General features: G+C 70.9%; 19 protein-coding genes. 13 read left to right on the top strand and 6 right to left on the bottom strand.

Annotated features, from left to right (window positions below):
- Positions 1-17: 17 nt before the first annotated feature.
- Positions 18-359, top strand: a complete 342-nt coding sequence (locus DP939_RS01655) for an NUDIX domain-containing protein (protein ID WP_158578426.1) — start codon at positions 18-20, stop codon at positions 357-359.
- A gap of 20 nt (positions 360-379) precedes the next feature.
- Here DP939_RS01655 and DP939_RS47515 read toward each other — a convergent pair whose 3' ends face one another.
- From DP939_RS47515 to DP939_RS01640, 3 genes are read right to left on the bottom strand one after another with little or no spacing between them, the layout of a single operon-like run.
- Complete coding sequence (locus DP939_RS47515; RefSeq protein WP_225877993.1) at positions 380-988, bottom strand: hypothetical protein; 609 nt, start codon at positions 986-988, stop codon at positions 380-382.
- The gene (locus DP939_RS01645) at positions 985-1,608 is read right to left on the bottom strand and encodes a hypothetical protein (RefSeq protein ID WP_113977998.1); all 624 of its coding nucleotides are present in this window, start codon (positions 1,606-1,608) and stop codon (positions 985-987) included. The genes DP939_RS47515 and DP939_RS01645 overlap by 4 nt, the downstream gene beginning before the upstream one ends.
- On the bottom strand, positions 1,601-2,014 hold the full coding sequence (locus tag DP939_RS01640; protein WP_113977996.1) for an ATP-binding protein: 414 nt from the start codon (positions 2,012-2,014) through the stop codon (positions 1,601-1,603). Before DP939_RS01640 ends, DP939_RS01645 begins: the two co-directional genes overlap by 8 nt.
- 186 nt (positions 2,015-2,200) lie before the next feature.
- Here DP939_RS01640 and DP939_RS01635 point away from each other — a divergent pair, with 186 nt between their 5' ends.
- Both DP939_RS01635 and DP939_RS01630 read left to right on the top strand, forming a co-directional pair.
- A complete protein-coding gene (locus DP939_RS01635; RefSeq protein ID WP_113977994.1) occupies positions 2,201-3,052 on the top strand; it encodes a helix-turn-helix domain-containing protein in 852 nt (283 codons plus the stop codon).
- Positions 3,053-3,059: 7 nt separating this feature from the next.
- Positions 3,060-3,257: a DUF397 domain-containing protein gene (locus DP939_RS01630; protein ID WP_113977992.1), complete on the top strand. Its 198-nt coding sequence runs from the start codon at positions 3,060-3,062 to the stop codon at positions 3,255-3,257.
- Here DP939_RS01630 and DP939_RS01625 read toward each other — a convergent pair.
- Positions 3,235-4,722 carry an aldehyde dehydrogenase family protein gene (locus DP939_RS01625; RefSeq protein WP_113977990.1) on the bottom strand — a complete coding sequence of 496 codons (1,488 nt, stop codon included), beginning with the start codon at positions 4,720-4,722 and terminating at the stop codon, positions 3,235-3,237. The genes DP939_RS01630 and DP939_RS01625 overlap by 23 nt on opposite strands.
- A gap of 120 nt (positions 4,723-4,842) precedes the next feature.
- On the opposite strand from DP939_RS01625, the gene DP939_RS01620 reads away from it, so the two are divergent.
- The 9 genes from DP939_RS01620 (at position 4,843) to DP939_RS01580 (ending at position 13,898) form a co-directional block, all read left to right on the top strand.
- Positions 4,843-6,228 carry an amidohydrolase family protein gene (locus DP939_RS01620; RefSeq protein ID WP_113977988.1) on the top strand — a complete coding sequence of 462 codons (1,386 nt, stop codon included), beginning with the start codon at positions 4,843-4,845 and terminating at the stop codon, positions 6,226-6,228.
- Between the two features lie 2 nt (positions 6,229-6,230).
- Complete coding sequence (locus tag DP939_RS01615; protein WP_113977986.1) at positions 6,231-7,253, top strand: zinc-dependent alcohol dehydrogenase; 1,023 nt, start codon at positions 6,231-6,233, stop codon at positions 7,251-7,253.
- 112 nt (positions 7,254-7,365) lie between these two features.
- Positions 7,366-8,622 (top strand): FGGY-family carbohydrate kinase, encoded by a 1,257-nt coding sequence (locus DP939_RS01610; protein ID WP_147267819.1) that lies wholly within the window; start codon positions 7,366-7,368, stop codon positions 8,620-8,622.
- A 38-nt stretch (positions 8,623-8,660) separates the two neighbouring features.
- Positions 8,661-9,056: a VOC family protein gene (locus DP939_RS01605; RefSeq protein WP_147267818.1), complete on the top strand. Its 396-nt coding sequence runs from the start codon at positions 8,661-8,663 to the stop codon at positions 9,054-9,056.
- Positions 9,057-9,236: 180 nt separating this feature from the next.
- Complete coding sequence (locus tag DP939_RS01600; protein WP_113977978.1) at positions 9,237-9,692, top strand: VOC family protein; 456 nt, start codon at positions 9,237-9,239, stop codon at positions 9,690-9,692.
- Positions 9,693-9,729: 37 nt separating this feature from the next.
- On the top strand, positions 9,730-10,116 hold the full coding sequence (locus DP939_RS01595) for a nuclear transport factor 2 family protein (RefSeq protein ID WP_113979452.1): 387 nt from the start codon (positions 9,730-9,732) through the stop codon (positions 10,114-10,116).
- Between the two features lie 30 nt (positions 10,117-10,146).
- Positions 10,147-10,929, top strand: a complete 783-nt coding sequence (locus tag DP939_RS01590) for a class I fructose-bisphosphate aldolase (protein WP_113977975.1) — start codon at positions 10,147-10,149, stop codon at positions 10,927-10,929.
- Positions 10,930-11,119: 190 nt separating this feature from the next.
- A complete protein-coding gene (locus tag DP939_RS01585; RefSeq protein WP_113977972.1) occupies positions 11,120-11,761 on the top strand; it encodes an RraA family protein in 642 nt (213 codons plus the stop codon).
- 196 nt (positions 11,762-11,957) lie between these two features.
- Positions 11,958-13,898 carry a sensor histidine kinase gene (locus DP939_RS01580; protein WP_113977970.1) on the top strand — a complete coding sequence of 647 codons (1,941 nt, stop codon included), beginning with the start codon at positions 11,958-11,960 and terminating at the stop codon, positions 13,896-13,898.
- A gap of 119 nt (positions 13,899-14,017) precedes the next feature.
- On the opposite strand, the gene DP939_RS01575 is transcribed toward DP939_RS01580, so the two are convergent.
- Complete coding sequence (locus DP939_RS01575; RefSeq protein ID WP_113977967.1) at positions 14,018-14,452, bottom strand: DUF6196 family protein; 435 nt, start codon at positions 14,450-14,452, stop codon at positions 14,018-14,020.
- Positions 14,453-14,611: 159 nt separating this feature from the next.
- Positions 14,612-15,163, bottom strand: coding sequence for a GNAT family N-acetyltransferase (locus tag DP939_RS01570; RefSeq protein WP_113977964.1), 552 nt, complete (start codon positions 15,161-15,163; stop codon positions 14,612-14,614).
- Between the two features lie 116 nt (positions 15,164-15,279).
- Between DP939_RS01570 and DP939_RS01565 the strand changes: the two genes are divergently transcribed.
- A complete protein-coding gene (locus tag DP939_RS01565; RefSeq protein ID WP_147267817.1) occupies positions 15,280-15,567 on the top strand; it encodes a hypothetical protein in 288 nt (95 codons plus the stop codon).
- The last annotated feature ends 1 nt before the right edge of the window (position 15,568 follow it).

Raw genomic sequence — 15,568 nt, 5'->3', positions numbered from 1 at the left:
GGGCGGTGCCTGGCGGCATGGTGGACGACGGTGAGCCGCCCCACATGTGCGCCACCCGCGAGGTCGGCGAGGAACTCGGCCTGCGGGTCCGCTCCGGCCGGTTGCTCGTGGTCGACTGGGTGCCCCCGATGGGCGATCGGCAGCGGCCGATCATGAACTTCATCTTTGACGGTGGCAACGTCACCGATCCCTCCCGGATCCGGTTGCAGACCGACGAACTCGACGCCGCCCAGTTCTGGCCCTGGGAGCAGGCAGCCACCCAACTGCCCCACGCGACCGCCGCACGCATCCCGGCCGCACGCACCGCCCGCAAGAACCAGCAGACGATCTTCCTGCCTGGCGAGCACGCCGACACATGACACCAGATAGTTCGCTGTCGTCAGTCGATCCAGCGGGCGGCGGCCTCGTAGGTGGTGGCCGGGGTGTTGTTGAAGGCGATGGCGGCATCGGGTGCGTGCCGCCGGACCAGGTTGATTATTTGTTCGAGGAGTTCGACTTGATCGTCTGAGTCCGGTAGGCCACCGCCGATGGTGACGCACCGCCACGGATGGGCGCGCAGCGCATTCCCGACGACCGCTTCCACATCGTCGCTTCCATCGAGGCCGATCAGGCAGGTCTCCACGCCCACGCCGTGCTCGGCGAACTTGGCCAGTCCCGCCTCGATCGCCTTGGCCACCGGCTCGGGATCCCACGGTCCGGGTACCCGATACGGATCAAGCCCGATGACGAGAACGTGGGGTGAAGCAGTGCTGTCCATGCTTGGACGATACGCGTCCAACGAAGCCTCGTGATCAGGGCCGCTCTCCAGGGGGTGGGCGTTCGTCAAGGCCGTGGCCATTTCCGTGTACGTCCCGTAGCGGAAGTCGTGGCCGGCTACGTTGTGCCGGGCCCACCATGTGCCGCCGTGGCTGTGGATCTCCCAGTCAGGATGGGCACGCCGGAGATCGGCCAGTTCCCCGGCCAGGGCGGGATCGCAGGGGCGGTTCATTGGGGGTCCGGACTTGGGCGTTGGGCAGGAATTCGCTGGGGTGGCAGGCCGGAGGGTTCCACGCGGAGGTCGGTGATCTCGACGATGAGGCGCTTGCCGAGTACGTCGGGCAGGGTGGCGGTCTCGCCCAGTAAGACGGTGGCGTCCTCGTCGGTGCGGTGGCCGCTGCGGGCGTAGATGTCGCCCAGGACCGCGACCGGTACGGCGCCCGCCGCGCTGAACACCGTCGCGCCGGGCGGTGTGCATGCCCGGCAGGTGGGCGGGGTGGCGGTCCAGGCGTCCTGGGACTGGCGCAGCCGGTCGGCCTCGGCGACGGAGAACAGCCAGGGGACGCGCCGGTCGGCGGTGCGGGCGAGGTCGCCGCAGATCTGGCAGCGGCCGTCCCGCAGGCAGGCCAGTTGCCGCCCGGTGTGCACGGCCCGGAACTCCGGCCGCCCCACGCCGGGCGCCTGGCGAAGGCGGCGCCACAGTACGCCGTACGCCCAGTCCTCCGGCTCCGGGATCGGGTACGCGAGCAGGCCGCCGCGCGTGTGGCGGGGTTCGCCGCCGACGGCCGTCTCGCCGGTCCACCGGGTGAGGTATGGCACTGGGTCGCCCTGCCAGGTCACGAGGTCAGCCACGACGGCCCCGCCGGCAGAAGTAGACGGCCTTGCCGCCGCCCGCACGGGGCAGTACGCCCCACCGGTCGGTGTAGGCGGTGACCAGCATGAGCCCCCGGCCGTTCTCGGCGAGGACCGCGTCAAGGTCGGGGACGAGGCTGGATTGTGGCAGCCAGGGTGGGGAGTGGTCGATCACGATCCCCCAGACCCGCTCCCGGTGCGAGGCGAGTGACAGGGTGACCGGCGGGGCCGCGTGCCGGAACGCGTTGGTGGCGAGTTCGGAGACGACCAGGACGACGTCGTTCGCGATCGACGACAGGCCCCAGTCGGCGAGCTGCTTGCGAGCGTACTCGCGAGCGAGGCAGGCGGCCTGGGCGGTGTGGGGCAGATGCCAGGTCCGCGACAGGGCGTTGAGCGGGCAGTTCATGGGCTCGACTCCTGATGTCCGTTCCGCCCGATCGATCACGCAAAGCGAGTGGGCGGTTGCAGTCTGTGGACCTATAATGGGTCCAGCTAGCGCTGACTGCAATATTCACTCTGAATGTCGCACTCTTTGTCCCAGATTGAGCAAGGTGCTCACGATCAGGCTTTACTTACGCACTGGAGGTAATCGATGGCCGAGCGCAGTCAGAGCCCGACGGTCCGCCGCCGACGCCTGGCGGCGGAGTTGCGCAGGCTCCGGGAGGCCGCCGGGATGACCATGGAGGAGGCGGCCCACGCCCTCGACCTGTCCCAGGCCACCATCTCCCGCCTGGAGGCGGCCAAGACCGCCCGGCCCCGCCCGCGGGACATCCGCGACATCATCGCCCTGTACGGCGTGACCGACGAGCGCCACCGGGAGGAGGTCATGGATCTGGTGCGGGGCGCCCGCGAACGCGGCTGGTGGGAGCAGTACAAGGGCGTCTTCATCGGCAGCTACGTGGGCCTTGAAGCCGAGGCATCGTCCATCAGGACTTTCGAGCCCCTGATCGTCCCCGGACTACTCCAGACCCCTGAATACACGACGGCGCTCACACGTTCGCAGTTGGTGCGGGATCCGGCGGAAGTGGAGCAGCACGTGGCCGCGAGAATGCGCCGCCAAGAGATCCTGGCGCAGGATCGTCCCCCTCGATTCTGGGCCATCATCGACGAGGCGGCGTTGCTTCGGCCTGTAGGCGACGCGGGCGCACGCCGCCGACAGCTCCAGCGGCTGATCGACACACACTCCCTGGAACATGTGACCATCCAGATCATGCCAATGTCCGCTGGTGCCCACATCGGCTTGGGAGGGCAGTTCGTGATTCTCGACTTTCCCCTCGAAGCCGATCGAAGTGTGGTTTACGTTGAGACGCCAGCATGCAACCTTTATCTGGAAGAATGCCAGCACATCACACGCTATGACCTGATCTTCCAGCACCTTTGCGCCGAGGCGCTGGGCGTGGACGCATCGATCGCGTACCTGTCCGACCTGATAAGCCGGCTGTGAGGCATCCATGGACCTGTCCAGCGCCGAGTGGCACAAGAGCACCCGGAGCCAGGGGGCCAACAACAACTGCGTGGAGGTCGCTCGGAATCTGCCTGGCGTCATCGCCGTACGCGACTCCAAAGACCCCCACGGCCCGAAACTCCTCTTCACCCCCGCCGAATGGGCCTACTTCCTCAGCGAACTCAGGGGCGGGTCTGGAGGTTGAGGGACTTCAGGCGGGTGTAGGCGTCCAGGCCGACGCGGGAGTGGCCGCTGGATTTGCGGGCCTCGCCGCGGCCCTCGTTCATGTCCGGGGTGAAGTGGCAGTTGACGTTGACCGAGCCGCAGTCCAGAGCGGCGGAGACGCGGAAGGCGCATTCGAGGTCGCGGGTGAAGATGGTGGCGTTCAGGCCGTAGGGGGTGCCGTTGGCGAGGGTCAGGGCCTCTTCCTCGGTGGAGAAGGGGGTGGCGGCGAGGACCGGGCCGAAGATCTCGCGTTGTTCGACCTCGCTGCCCGGGCGTACCCGGCCGAGGACCGTGGGGGCCATGAAGGTCGGGTGGGCGCGTTCCGGGAGGGCCGGGGAGCCGACGATCTCGCCGTCGCCGGCGGCGATGGCCCGTGACAGGAAGCCGTGGACCTTCTCGGCGTGCCGCTCGTTGATGAGCGGGCCGATGAAGGTGCCCGGGTCCAGCGCGTCGCCGATCGGGAGGCCGGCGGCGGCCTCGGCGACGCCCTTGACGACGTCGTCGTAGACGCGTTCGTCCACCAGCAGCCGGCTGCCCGCCGCGCAGACCTCGCCCATGTTCACGAACGCGGCCATCATCGCCCAGCCCACGGCCTGCTCGATGTCGGCATCGGCGAAGACGATCACCGGGGACTTGCCGCCCAGTTCCAGGTTGGTCGGGGTGAGGTTGCGGGCGGCCAGCTCCATCACCCGGCGGCCAGTCGCGGTGCCGCCGGTCAGACTGATCAGGTCGATCCGCGGGTCGGTGACCAGCCGTTCGCCGACGGTCCCGCCCGCGCCGAGCACGATGTTGAGGACGCCCGCGGGCAGTCCGGCGCGGGTGAGGATGCGGCCCAGTTCGACCAGCGTGACCACGGCCTCCTCCGCAGGCTTGGCGACGATCGAGCAGCCGGCCGCCAGGGCGATGGCGATCCGCTGGCTGCCGGTCATCAGCGGGCCGTTCCAGGGGAGCAGTTCGGCGACCACGCCGGCGGGCTCGCGGGTCCGCATGGTCAGGACCTCGGGGCCGCCGCCGGGCAGCAGTTCGGGCGGGTAGGCGCTGCGGCGTACGTCGCCGTGCGCGGTCCTGGCCAGGGCGGCGGCGTGCGAGAAGGCGTTGGCCGCCTCGAAGATGTCGTACGTGATCGCGCCGCTCACCGCCTTGCCGGTGTCCAGCGCCTCAAGGGTGGCCAGCCGCTGCGCGTTCGCCCGGATCTCGAACGCCACGGACTCCAGCAGTTGCGCCTTGAGCGCGCCCGGCGTCCGCCGCCACTCGCCGCCGTCGTAGCTGCGCCTGGCCGCCGCGATGGCCGCGTCCACCTCGCCGGACGTCGCCTCGAGGTAGGAGCCGAACGTCTCCCCCGTGGACGGGTCCAGCATCGGAAGGACCTTGCCGTCGCCGGCCTCGCGGCCGTCGATGAGCTGGCGATACGGGTCGCTGTCGAGCCATGCCGGGTCGTAACGCATGGAGGAAGCCTTCCGATAAGTGGATCAACGGGCATTGTGTTCCAGGCATGGACTCTGCCTGACATGTTGTGCTCTGGGGCAGATGACCCGACCCGCCCGCTGAACCTACCGTTCGGTTGCATGGTGCTGATCCCGGATCTCCTGGTCACCGGCGGCGACGTCGTGACCATGAATCCCCGCCGCGAGGTGCTGCTGGGCGGTGCCGTCGCGGTGGCAGGGGAGCGCATCCTGGCCGTCGGCGGCACCGCCGAGTTGCGCGCCCGCTGGCCGGACGTACCGGAACTGGACGCCACCGACTGCGTGGTCACGCCGGGCATGGTCAACGCCCACCAGCATCTGACCGGCGACCCGCTCGCCCGCGCGTGCATCCCCGACGACATCGACTCCGAGGAGTCGATCCACGGCTGGGCCGTACCGCTGCACCAGGCCCACCTCCCCGAGGACGAGGAACTCTCCGCCCTCCTCGCCTGCGCCGAGAACCTGCGCAACGGGGTCACCACGATCATCGAGGCCGGGACGGTGGCGAACCCCGAGCGGGTCGCCGCCGCGATGACGCGCGCCGGAGCGCGCGGCACGGTCGGCACGTGGGGCTGGGACGTCGATGACGCCCCCCACGCCGCCCCGGCCGATGAGGTGCTCGACCGCTTGTGGGCGGTGGTCGAGTCCTATCCGGCGGGCGGCCTCGTCGAAGGAAGGGTCACCCTTGTGGGGCACGGCCTGGCCTCCGACGGGCTGCTCGCCGGGGCGGCGGACCTCGCCCGGCGTACCGGGGCGGGCATGACCATGCACATGTCGCCGGGACGCGCCGACGTGGACCACTACCTGGCCCGTTCCGGCCGCCGCCCGCTGCTGCACCTCGCGGACCTGGGCGTACTGGGCCCGCACCTGCTGCTCGCGCACGCGGTCTGGCTGGACGACGCCGAGGTGGACGCGCTGCTCGGATCGGAGACGGCGGTCGCGTACTGCCCGTGGGCGTACCTGCGGCTCGGCCAGGGCGTCACCCGCGCCGGACGGCACGCCGAGATCTTCACCAGGGGCGGGCGGGTCGCGCTCGGCTGCGACGCGGGCAACGCGGGCGACGCGGCCGACATCCTGCGCGCCGCCGCGCTCGCCGCCGGGCTGGCCAAGGACACCGCGATGGACCCCGGCGCGATCGGCGCCCCCGAGGCGATGGAGATGGCCACCATCCGCGGCGCGGAGGCCGTGGGAATGGGCGATCGGATCGGCTCGATCGAGGCGGGCAAGCTGGCCGACCTGGTCGTACACGACGCGACCGGCCCGCAGTGGACGCCCCGCGGCGACGTCGCCCAGCAGCTCGTCTGGTCCACCGACGGGCGTTCGGTGCGTGACGTGCTGGTCGGCGGGCAGGTCGTGGTACGGCAGGGCCGGTGCGTGACGCTCGACGAGGACGCGCTACGAATCGAGGCACGAAAGGCGTCCGCCCGGCTGCTTGAGCGGGCCGGCGTCGCCGTACGCCGTCACTGGCCACACGTTAGGAGTCACTGAATATGAGAGTCGCCGTGGTCACCGGGCCCGAGGCCGTGGAGCTGCGGGAGGAGCCCATGCCACGGGTCGGGCCCGACGAGATCCTGGTGGAGGTGGGGGCGACCGGGCTGTGCACGATGGAGCGCCGCCTGTACCTGGGTGAGAAGCGGTTCTACCCGGTCGCGCCCGGCCACGAGGTCGCCGGGCGGGTGGCCGAGGTGGGGGCCGCGGTGGACGGGCTGCCCGGCTCCCCGCGGGTCGGCGACACCGTGACGGTCGATCTGCTCAGCAGGTGCGGTACGTGCGCGGCCTGCCGCCGTGGGCGCAGCGCGTTGTGCAAGGCCCCGCAGGGGGGCGCGCTCTCGGACGGCACGGTGTCGTTCGGGGCGGGCCTTTCCGATGGCGTGGTAGTCAAGGCGCGGCAGGCGTACCCGACGGGCGCGGCGCCGATCGAGCACGCCGCGATGGGCGAGCCGGTGGCGTGCGTGGTCCACTCGCTGCGGCTGGGCGGGCTGCGCGCGGGCGACCGGGTCGCGGTGATCGGCGCGGGGTACATGGGGCGGCTGCACCTGGCGCTGGCCAGGGCGCGCGGCGCGGGGCCGGTGGGCCTGATCGACGTCAGCGCCGAACGACTGGCCGAGGCCGAGGCGGCGGGCGCGGCCTGGGCCGCCACCCCGCAGGACGCGCTGGCCCGCGGCGGCAAGCAGGACCTGGTGTTCGTCACGGCGGGCGCCCCGGGGGCGCTGGAGACCGCGATCGAGCTGTGCGACGACGGCGGCACGGTGGTCCTGTACGGGGCCTTCGCCAAGGACCAGCGCAGCGAGGTCGCCCCGGACGCGATCCACCACCACGAGCTGTCCATCGTCGGCGTCTACAGCCAGGAGCCCGAGGACTGGCAGGAGGCGGCGGCGCTGATCGCCTCCGGCGTCCTCGCCACCGACCTGGACGCCCTGGTCACGGCCCGCTTCCCGCTCACCGACGTCACCGAGGCCCTGAAGCTCGCCGCCACCACCCCCGTCTACCGCGTCCTGGTGTCCCCGCGATGAGCCCATGCGAGGGCGCGCCGGTGATCTGGACTGAGGAACGAAGGAGCGCCAGCGGATGAGTGACGAGGGAAGAGCGCCGGCGCGCCCTCGCCGCGCGAGCGGAGCGAGCGCAATGAGCGCAGTCCTTGGGGTTGATGTCGGGTCGAATGCGGCGCGGGCCGTCGCCATGAACCGCGACGGGGAGGTCATCGCCGTCGGGTCCGGGGTTTATGAAGGGGCCGAGGGCTGGGCGCAGGGGCGGGCGGAGCCCGCGGCGTGGCTGGCCGCCGTGGTGGAGGCGATCAACGAGACCGGCGTACGCCCGGCCGCGATCTGTGTCGGCGGCCAGAGTCCGACCACCGTGCCGATGAGCGGCAGCCCCGCCGTCACCGTCCTGCACCCCGCCGGCGCGACGCTCGGTTTCGAGGAGCAGCACTACGCGCAGCGCGAGATCCTCGGCACCGACGACGTCGCCCAGGTGTGGGACTGGGTGATGGCCAGGCTCGGCGCGAACGTACGGCAGTCGCGCTGGCCCGGCGACGCCACCCTGCGCGGCTACGGCAGGCGGGCCGCCACCGGCCAGGTCATCGGCCACACCGACGGCGCGCACGGCCTGCCCCACGACATCCCGCTGGTCGCGGGCGCGCAGGACGCCTTCTTCGCGTTCTGGGCCGGCGGCGTGGACACCCCCGGCCGGGCCTTGGACCCCGGCGGCCGGACCGGGGGCCTCGCCGTCGCCGTGGAGAGCCCGCAGGAGCGCGACCCGCACGCGATGCGCAGCGCCGCGACCGGCGTGGACATCGTCGGCGGACCGGTCAGCAGCCACGGGCTGATGATGGAGTGGCTGTCCCGGCTGACCGGGCGGCCGATCTCCGAACTGCTGGACCTGGCGGAACTGGTTCCGCCAGGCGCGGACGGCGTGAGCGTCCTGCCGTACCTGGAGGGGGAGCGGGCACCACGCTGGAACAGGGAACTCCGGGCGGAGATCACCGGACTGGGGTCCGGACACGGGCCCGCCCACATCGCCAGGGCCGCGCTGGAGAGCACCGCCTACGGCCTGCGGCACATCCTCGACTCGCTGAGTCTGCCCGCCCTTGACGTGCTGGTCTGCGCGGGCGCGCCCGCGCGCAGCCCGGTGTGGTGCCAGATCAAGGCGGACGTCCTCGACGTGCCGGTGGAGGTTCCCGAGGAGACCGACCTGGCCGCGTACGGCGCGGCGCTGTCGGCGGGCGCGGGCGCCGGATGGTGGCCGCTGCCCGGCGACGCGCCGAGCGGGTCGTGGCCGCGTCCGGCGGGCCGGGTGGTGAGACCGGTGCCCCGCCAGGTCTATCGCGATGGCTACAAGCGTTTCGTCGAGTCGGGCGATGCCGCGGAACGGCGACTGCGCTAGTTGGAAGCATCAGAGTTACCTCCAGGAGTGACGCTGTGGTGAACACGCTCGTCTTCGTCGATCTGCCGACGCCGGACATCGAGGCCAGCACGGCCTTCTACAAGGAGCTGTTCGGCTGGGAGATCAACGGCCGTCCGCAGGGGGTGTTCCACGAGATCCTCCCCGGCGACGGACCGACGCTGGGCCTGTGGAGCGAACGGGAGCAGGTGCCCGACCCGGCGCCGCGGGCCCCCCAGCCGCGTTCGGGATTTCAGCCGCGCACCTACATCCTGGTGGACGGCCCTCCCGGGGAGTACCTGAACCGGGCGGTGATCCTGGGGGCGACGGCCCTGTGGGAGCAGAGTTACTGGGAGGAGTTCGACGGCCACCACGCGTCGTTCCTCGATCCCTGGGGCAACCAGATCGTCATGTGGTGGCGGCCCGCCGGCCGATGAGCCGCTCGACGACGGGGACGCGCCGATCTTTGGGCTGGGGGCACATGGAGTCCCTGACCTCGGCGGACATAGCGTCCAGACGTTCCTGGTACGGAACCCGCACCGGACCCCCCGAGGGCGTGGCCGGGAACGGCACGGCACATGATGCACATGAGGACCCACCAACAATCGAGGAGAGAGATGACTTTGAGCAAGACGCTCACCGAAGCGCGCTGGACCCACGTCGCGCTGCCCACCAGCGACCTCGACAAGGCGATCGAGTTCTACACGACGCTGACGCCGCTGGTCGTGGTGTCCACCCACGAGGACAAGGACGGACGTAACGCCTGGCTGTCCAACGACAAGCAGGTGGAGACGCCGTTCGTGCTGGTCCTGGTGGAGTTCGCCAAGGACAAGGGCAAGAAGCAGCCGCAGCTCACGCCGTTCGCGCACCTGGGCATCGAGGTGCCCAACCGCGAGGACGTGGACGCCATCGCCGCCAAGGGCCGCGAGATGGGCTGCCTGCACTGGGAGCCCATGCAGATCCCGCCGCCGGTGGGGTACGTCTGCGCGCTGACCGACCCCGACGGCAACGTGATCGAGATCTCTCACGACCAGAAGGTCTACGAAGAGGTCCGCACGCTCTGGGGTGAATGACCCTTTGGCGAACCCCGCCTCCGGCGCATCGGATTCGGTGGTCGCGACCCGGGAGGCCGTCGAGCGGTACATCCGCGCGCTCAACGGCCATGACCGGGACGAGATCGCCGCATGCGTCACGCCCGGCTTCTTCAACGAGCACACCTCGGCGGCCGGAGTGAGCGTGCGCGGCAGGGACGCCTACCGGGAACGGCTGGCGTCGTTCCTGGCCGGTTTCGCCGAACTGCGTTACGAGGTCGAGGACATGCTGATCGACGGTGACCGCGCCGCCGTGCCGTACCGGATGAGCGCCAGGTACGGCGGCGCGCCCGTCTCCATCCGCGGCATGTTCCGCTTCCGCGTGGCGGGCGGCCTGATCGACCACCGGGTGGACTACTGGGACGGCGCGGAGTTCGAGCGCCAGGTCACCGGCGCCGGCCCCTAGAACACATCGAACTTCCTGAAGGGATGCACAGTGCAGTACACATCCGCCGTGGGGGCGGGCAAGCTGCGTCGGCTGCGCCGGATCTTCGGCGACGACGGACGCAGTGTCTTCGTCGCGATCGACCACGCCGCGTACATGGGCGAGGGTCCGCCGCTCGGCGAGCCGATGCGGGAGATCGGGGCGGGCCGTCCCGACGGCGTGCTGGCCACCTGGCACCTGGCCCGGGCCTACGCCGGCGAGTTCGCCCGGTCCGGGCTGGTGCTCCGGGTGGACGGCGGCTCCTCCGAGATCGGGGAGTTCCCGGCCGGTGACACCAGTTCGATCCTCTACACGGTCGAGGAGGCGCTGAAGATCGGCGCCGACTGCCTGGTCCTGCTGGGCTTCCCCGGCGCTCCGGACGAGGAGAAGTCGCTGACCCGGCTGGCCAGGGTCTGCGCGGAGGCCGAGACCGTCGGCCTGCCGGTGATGGCCGAGATGATCCCGGGCGGCTGGGGCCGCGCCGTCCCGTGGACGGTCGAGAACGTCGCGCGCGCCGCCCGCATCGGCGCGGAGCTGGGTGCGGACATCATCAAGACGATGTGCCCCGGGCCGCCGGAGGAGTTCGCGGCGGTGGCCGAGGCGTGCCCGGTCCCGGTGGTGGCGCTGGGCGGGCCGAAGATGGACAGCGAGGACGAGCTGGTCGCCGTGGCCAAGGGCATCGTCGCGGCCGGTGGCGCCGGTGTGGCGTTCGGCCGCAACGTGTGGGGCTCGGAGAAGCCGCGGCAGCTCGTGGAGCGGCTGCGCGAGGCCGTGCACGGCCCCGAGGCGGGCTGACGGGTCCGAGCGTGTCCGATCGACAGCGAGAGGCGACCGGTCGCCGTCCCCAGCGGGCGGTGGCCGGCCTTGAGGTCGTCCTGCCCGGCAACGACGACGGGGGGTACGGCGGGCCGTGAGAACCCGGGACGCTTTTCGAGGTGAAGGATCCCGAAGTTTCTCTTTATTCATTCATATGAGGTGATTATTCGTGGTTCCCCCGACCACCGCGATCGCGGACGTACTCCAGCTACGGGGCCTGACCGGATGGCTCAGCCCACCCCTTCGGCCCATGTACCGTTCCCAAGGCGTCCTGGGCACCGCCAGGACGGTCCGGCTCGCGAGCGGTCCGGGGGACGACGGCCTCTTCCCCTTGCACCGGCTCCTGGACGAGGACCTGGACGGCCGGGTCCTCGTGCTCGCCGGCGGTCATGTCAGCGCCGGAGCCGTATGGGGTGAGATCCTGACCCGCGCCGCGCTGGCCAGCGGCGCGTTCGGCGTCCTTGTGGAGGGCGGTGTCCGCGACGCCGACGCCTTCCGCGACCTGGACCTGCCGGTCTGGGCGCTGTACGAGGCCACGGCCGGCGTCGGGGAAGAGCTCCACGTCGCCTCCGTGGGCGAGCCGGTGGACATCGCGGGCGTACAGGTCACCGACGGCATGGCCGTGGTGATGGACTGGAACGGCGTGATCGCGCTGCCCACCACCGACGTGCTCGGCGACGCCCTGGCCTACGCCGACGCCGAGGAGGACGTGGTGATCGCGCTGCGCGACGGTTCCACGCTGGAGGAGGCGTACCGGTTCAAGGCCGAGATGGTCGCCAAGCTGCGGGGCACCCCGATGACCTCCGCATAGCCGCCGGGCCCTGCCGGGCTCCGCGGTCTGCTGCGGCCCGGCGGGAGTCCGGCGGGAGTTCGGTGCCGAATGAGGCCACCGTGGGCAACCGGCCACGGTGGGAGGCCGGGCTGGTGTAGCCTCACTGCGATCTCAGGCACGCGTACCTTGCCCGCATACGCGGGCTTCGCACCGGACGCTGTGGGGACATGCTCGTATGGACAGGCCCATCCGCTTCAGGATCACCCTGCTGCTCCTGGTGCCGCTCGTCTCGTTGATCGCGCTGTGGGCGTTCGCGGTGGTGCTCACCGGCGGTGACGGGGCCCGGCTGGTGGCGGCCGGTACGCTCGCCGACACCGTCGCCGACCCGTCCGAACGGGTGGTCGCGGAGTTACAGCGGGAACGGCTGGCGTCGGTACGGGCGCTGCGCGCCGAACAGGGCGAGCGGGCCCGGCGTACCGAACTGGCGCGGCAGCGCACCGCCACCGACCGCGCGGCGGCCGACTTCCGGGCGCGCAGCGCGACCGCCGGCTCCGCCGAGATGCGCCCGCACCTGGCGACGCTGACCGCCGGCCTGGCGGAGCTGCCCGCGCTGCGCGAGCGGGTGGACGCGGGCGGCGACCCGCTGCCCGTCGTCCAGCACTACAGCCGGATCATCACCGCCGTCTACCGCATGTACGACTCGATGGTGCTGGTCCCGGACTTCTCGATGTACCAGGAGGGCCGGGCCGTCACCGCGCTCGGCGAGGTCAAGGAGCTGCTGTCCCGGGAACGCGCGCTGATCGCCGCCGTGGCGCTGGCGGGGCGGGTGACCCCGGCCGAACGGCTGGCGTTCCGCGGGACCGTCGCCACCCGCAGGTTCCTGCACGGGTGGGCGCTGGCCGACCTCGGTTCCGAACTCGGCGGCCCGCACCAGCGCCTCGCCGTCGCCCCGGTCGCCACCCGCTTCGCCCGGGTCGAGGACCGGATCGGCGTCGCCGCCCCCGGCCTCGCCCTGTCCGCGCAGGAGACCGGCTCGTGGGAGGCCGCCGCCGACGCGCTGTGGGCCGCCGTCGAACGCAACCAGGCCAGGACCGCCGAACTCCTGCGCGCCCAGACCGGCCCGGCCGCCACCGAGATCTGGGTCCAGCTCGCCGTGGCGGGCGGCATCGGCCTGCTGGCCGTACTGGTGTCCGTGCTCATCACCGTCCGCTTCGGCGGCCGGCTCGCCGGGGAACTCGCCGGTCTGCGCGACGCGGCCCGCGAGCTGGCCGGAGTACGCCTGCCGCGCCTGGTCGAACGCCTCCGCGCGGGCGACCCCCACCCCGGCGTGCTGGAACCGCTGCCCAGCGGCGGCCACACCGCCGAGATCGCGGGCATCGCGCGGGCCTTCTCCTCCGTGCAGCGCACCGCCGTCGCCGCCGCCGTGGAACAGGCCGCGCTGCGCGCGGGCGTCAGCAAGGTCTTCGTCAACCTGGCCAGGCGCAACCAGGCCCTGCTGTACCGCCAGCTCGGCCACCTGGACGCGATGCAGCGCAAGACCGAGGACCCCGACGTACTCGCCGAACTGTTCCGCCTGGACCACCTCACCACCCGCATGCGCAGGCACGCGGAGAACCTGATCGTGCTGTCCGGCGAGGCCCCGGGCCGCGGCTGGCGGCACCCCATCCCGATCTACGACGTGCTGCGCGCGGCGGTCGCCGAGATCGAGAACTACCCCCGCGTGGAGATCCAGCCCGCCCCCTCCGGGGCCCTCGCGGGCCACGCGGTCGCCGACATCATCCACCTCATCGCCGAACTCGCCGAGAACGCCACCCTTTACTCCCCGCCCCAGACCACCGTCCAGGTCCGCAGCGAACTCTCCCCCGGCGCCCTCCTGATCCACATCGAGGACCGCGGCCTCGGCCTCCCCTCGGCCCAGCTCGAAGCCCTCAACCAGCAGCTCTCCGCCGCCCCCGACTTCGACCTCGCCGACACCGAACACCTCGGCCTCTTCGTGGTCGCCCGCCTCGCACTCCGCCACGGCATCGGCGTCAGCCTCGCCCCGTCGGTGTACGGCGGCCTCACCGCCACCATCTACATGCCCGCCACCCTGGTGGTCCCCCAGGCCGCTCCGGCCCCGCGGTCCATCACCGCGGCGGACGAAGGCTCACTCCCGCGGCGAGAAAGAAACAACTGACCTCCACCTTCGGGTGTAGTGCAACGATCTCGTACGGCATGTCATCGTGTTGGCCGCCACTCCCCGCAGGCACGTGGCGTCACTCCCGGTGACCTGGTGCGAGTGCACGAAGGGTCGGGTCAGTCGGCGCGTAGTTCCTTGATGACTGCGACAGCGTCATTCACCAGGTCGATGGGGCAGCCCCAGTAGTCGTAGATTCCTCCGCCGGCACGGTTGCTGCCGCAGATGACGAATACGCCGGTCCCCAACTGAACTTTGAGACGGGTGGCCAGCCAGCCGACGAAGCCACTGTTGTCCAGGTCGGAGGGGAAGTGAAAGGAGAAGACGCCGAATCGTTCGACACCGTCGTGCTCCTGGGCGAACGGGACCAAGGCGCTCCAGCTCTCGTTGTCCCGGACCACCGCCAGTGTGTCACCGGTAAGGGCTGGTGGGCGGTCGGCCGGGGACTCCTCGAAACACCAGACGCCGTTGTGCACGACGAACCCGGCTGCGGCGATCACGCGTCGTAGGCGTGCTTCCGTCTGCTCCGCAGTCTCCATACTGACGCTGACCATTGGGTCTCCTCGATTCATGTGGCTGTGATCCACTCTGAGATCTTGGGCAGTCGCGCCCGGGCAGGGAAAGGCTTCCCCGTCCTGGCGACGATCTTCACAACGTCGTCGCCGACTCGCCGCCTTACCAGCCCGTCCATCCTGCACGGTCGCTGACGACGGTCACCGCCACTCGCGGCGGAGTATCGCGAAGACCAGCTCTTCGCCCCACTCACCCTTGAAGATCTCGTTCTCCACGAGGTGCGCTTCCTGGCGCATGCCCAGGCGCTCCATCAGCTTGGCCGAGGCGCTGTTGCGGGCGTCGCACCGGCCGTATATCCGGTGCAGCCCCAGCTCCTCGAAGCCGAGCCGCATAATCTCCCTGGACGCCTCGGCGGCCAGCCCCCGCCCATGGTGATCGGGATGGAAGGCGAACCCGATCTCCCCCTGCCGGTGCTCCTTACTCCGCCAGAACAGGTACATGTCCCCGACCAGCGCGCCGGTGTCGCGCAGCTCGGCGGCGATGCAAAGTACGTCGTTCTGCTCGTTGAGCTCCGCCTGGCCGATCTTGGTCTTCAGGGCGGCCTCGGTCTCCTCACGCGTACGCGCTTCCCAGGGCAGGTAGCGGGCGACGTCAGGCCGCGAGTGAAAACCATACAGACCGTCGAGGTCGTTCATGGTGTAGGGGCGGAGGAGGAGGCGGGCGGTTTCGATGGGATATTGCGGCTTCAGCACGAGATCACCCTATGGAGGGGCCCGCGCCTCACGCCTCCCATTTCTTTAGGCGATCAAATGGTCACGGTGCGCGATCGACCCTGGTATACTGAAAGTATGCTCGGTAGTTTGCAGGTATGACGCGATCCGATATGACCACCATCAAAGTTCCCAAGGCTCTCCGTGACCGTCTCAGCGCTCTGGCCGACGAGCATGGGCGTGGGACCACCCTCGCCGATGCGCTCACCAGGCTGCTTGATGAGCACGAAGCGACACAAGTGCGGCGGCGCATGGCGTTCGAGGAGATCCTCACGGCCTCGCAGGCCGATCCCGAAGCCGTCGCCAAGGGCACCCGAATGGCCGCCCGTGCGATCGAATACCTGCAGCGACGCAAATCCCTCCACAGCCCCGAGGCCACCACGTGAC

The sequence above is a fragment of the Spongiactinospora rosea genome, assembly GCF_003315795.1.
Lineage (GTDB): Bacteria > Actinomycetota > Actinomycetes > Streptosporangiales > Streptosporangiaceae > Spongiactinospora > Spongiactinospora rosea.
Note: the sequence above shows the minus strand (reverse complement) of the source record. Positions and strands in the feature narration are given on the sequence as shown.

What these genes read in the sequence shown, in the direction of transcription:
- DP939_RS01575 (WP_113977967.1), bottom strand. Translation starts at nt 14,452, where the DNA reads ATGGTCAGCGTCAGTATGGAGACTGCGGAGCAGACGGAAGCACGCCTA.
- DP939_RS01565 (WP_147267817.1), top strand. Translation starts at nt 15,280, where the DNA reads ATGACGCGATCCGATATGACCACCATCAAAGTTCCCAAGGCTCTCCGT.
- DP939_RS01630 (WP_113977992.1), top strand. Translation starts at nt 3,060, where the DNA reads ATGGACCTGTCCAGCGCCGAGTGGCACAAGAGCACCCGGAGCCAGGGG.
- DP939_RS47515 (WP_225877993.1), bottom strand. Translation starts at nt 988, where the DNA reads ATGAACCGCCCCTGCGATCCCGCCCTGGCCGGGGAACTGGCCGATCTC.
- DP939_RS01635 (WP_113977994.1), top strand. Translation starts at nt 2,201, where the DNA reads ATGGCCGAGCGCAGTCAGAGCCCGACGGTCCGCCGCCGACGCCTGGCG.
- DP939_RS01615 (WP_113977986.1), top strand. Translation starts at nt 6,231, where the DNA reads ATGAGAGTCGCCGTGGTCACCGGGCCCGAGGCCGTGGAGCTGCGGGAG.
- DP939_RS01655 (WP_158578426.1), top strand. Translation starts at nt 18, where the DNA reads ATGGTGGACGACGGTGAGCCGCCCCACATGTGCGCCACCCGCGAGGTC.
- DP939_RS01580 (WP_113977970.1), top strand. Translation starts at nt 11,958, where the DNA reads ATGGACAGGCCCATCCGCTTCAGGATCACCCTGCTGCTCCTGGTGCCG.
- DP939_RS01640 (WP_113977996.1), bottom strand. Translation starts at nt 2,014, where the DNA reads ATGAACTGCCCGCTCAACGCCCTGTCGCGGACCTGGCATCTGCCCCAC.
- DP939_RS01620 (WP_113977988.1), top strand. Translation starts at nt 4,843, where the DNA reads ATGGTGCTGATCCCGGATCTCCTGGTCACCGGCGGCGACGTCGTGACC.
- DP939_RS01600 (WP_113977978.1), top strand. Translation starts at nt 9,237, where the DNA reads ATGACTTTGAGCAAGACGCTCACCGAAGCGCGCTGGACCCACGTCGCG.
- DP939_RS01625 (WP_113977990.1), bottom strand. Translation starts at nt 4,722, where the DNA reads ATGCGTTACGACCCGGCATGGCTCGACAGCGACCCGTATCGCCAGCTC.
- DP939_RS01610 (WP_147267819.1), top strand. Translation starts at nt 7,366, where the DNA reads ATGAGCGCAGTCCTTGGGGTTGATGTCGGGTCGAATGCGGCGCGGGCC.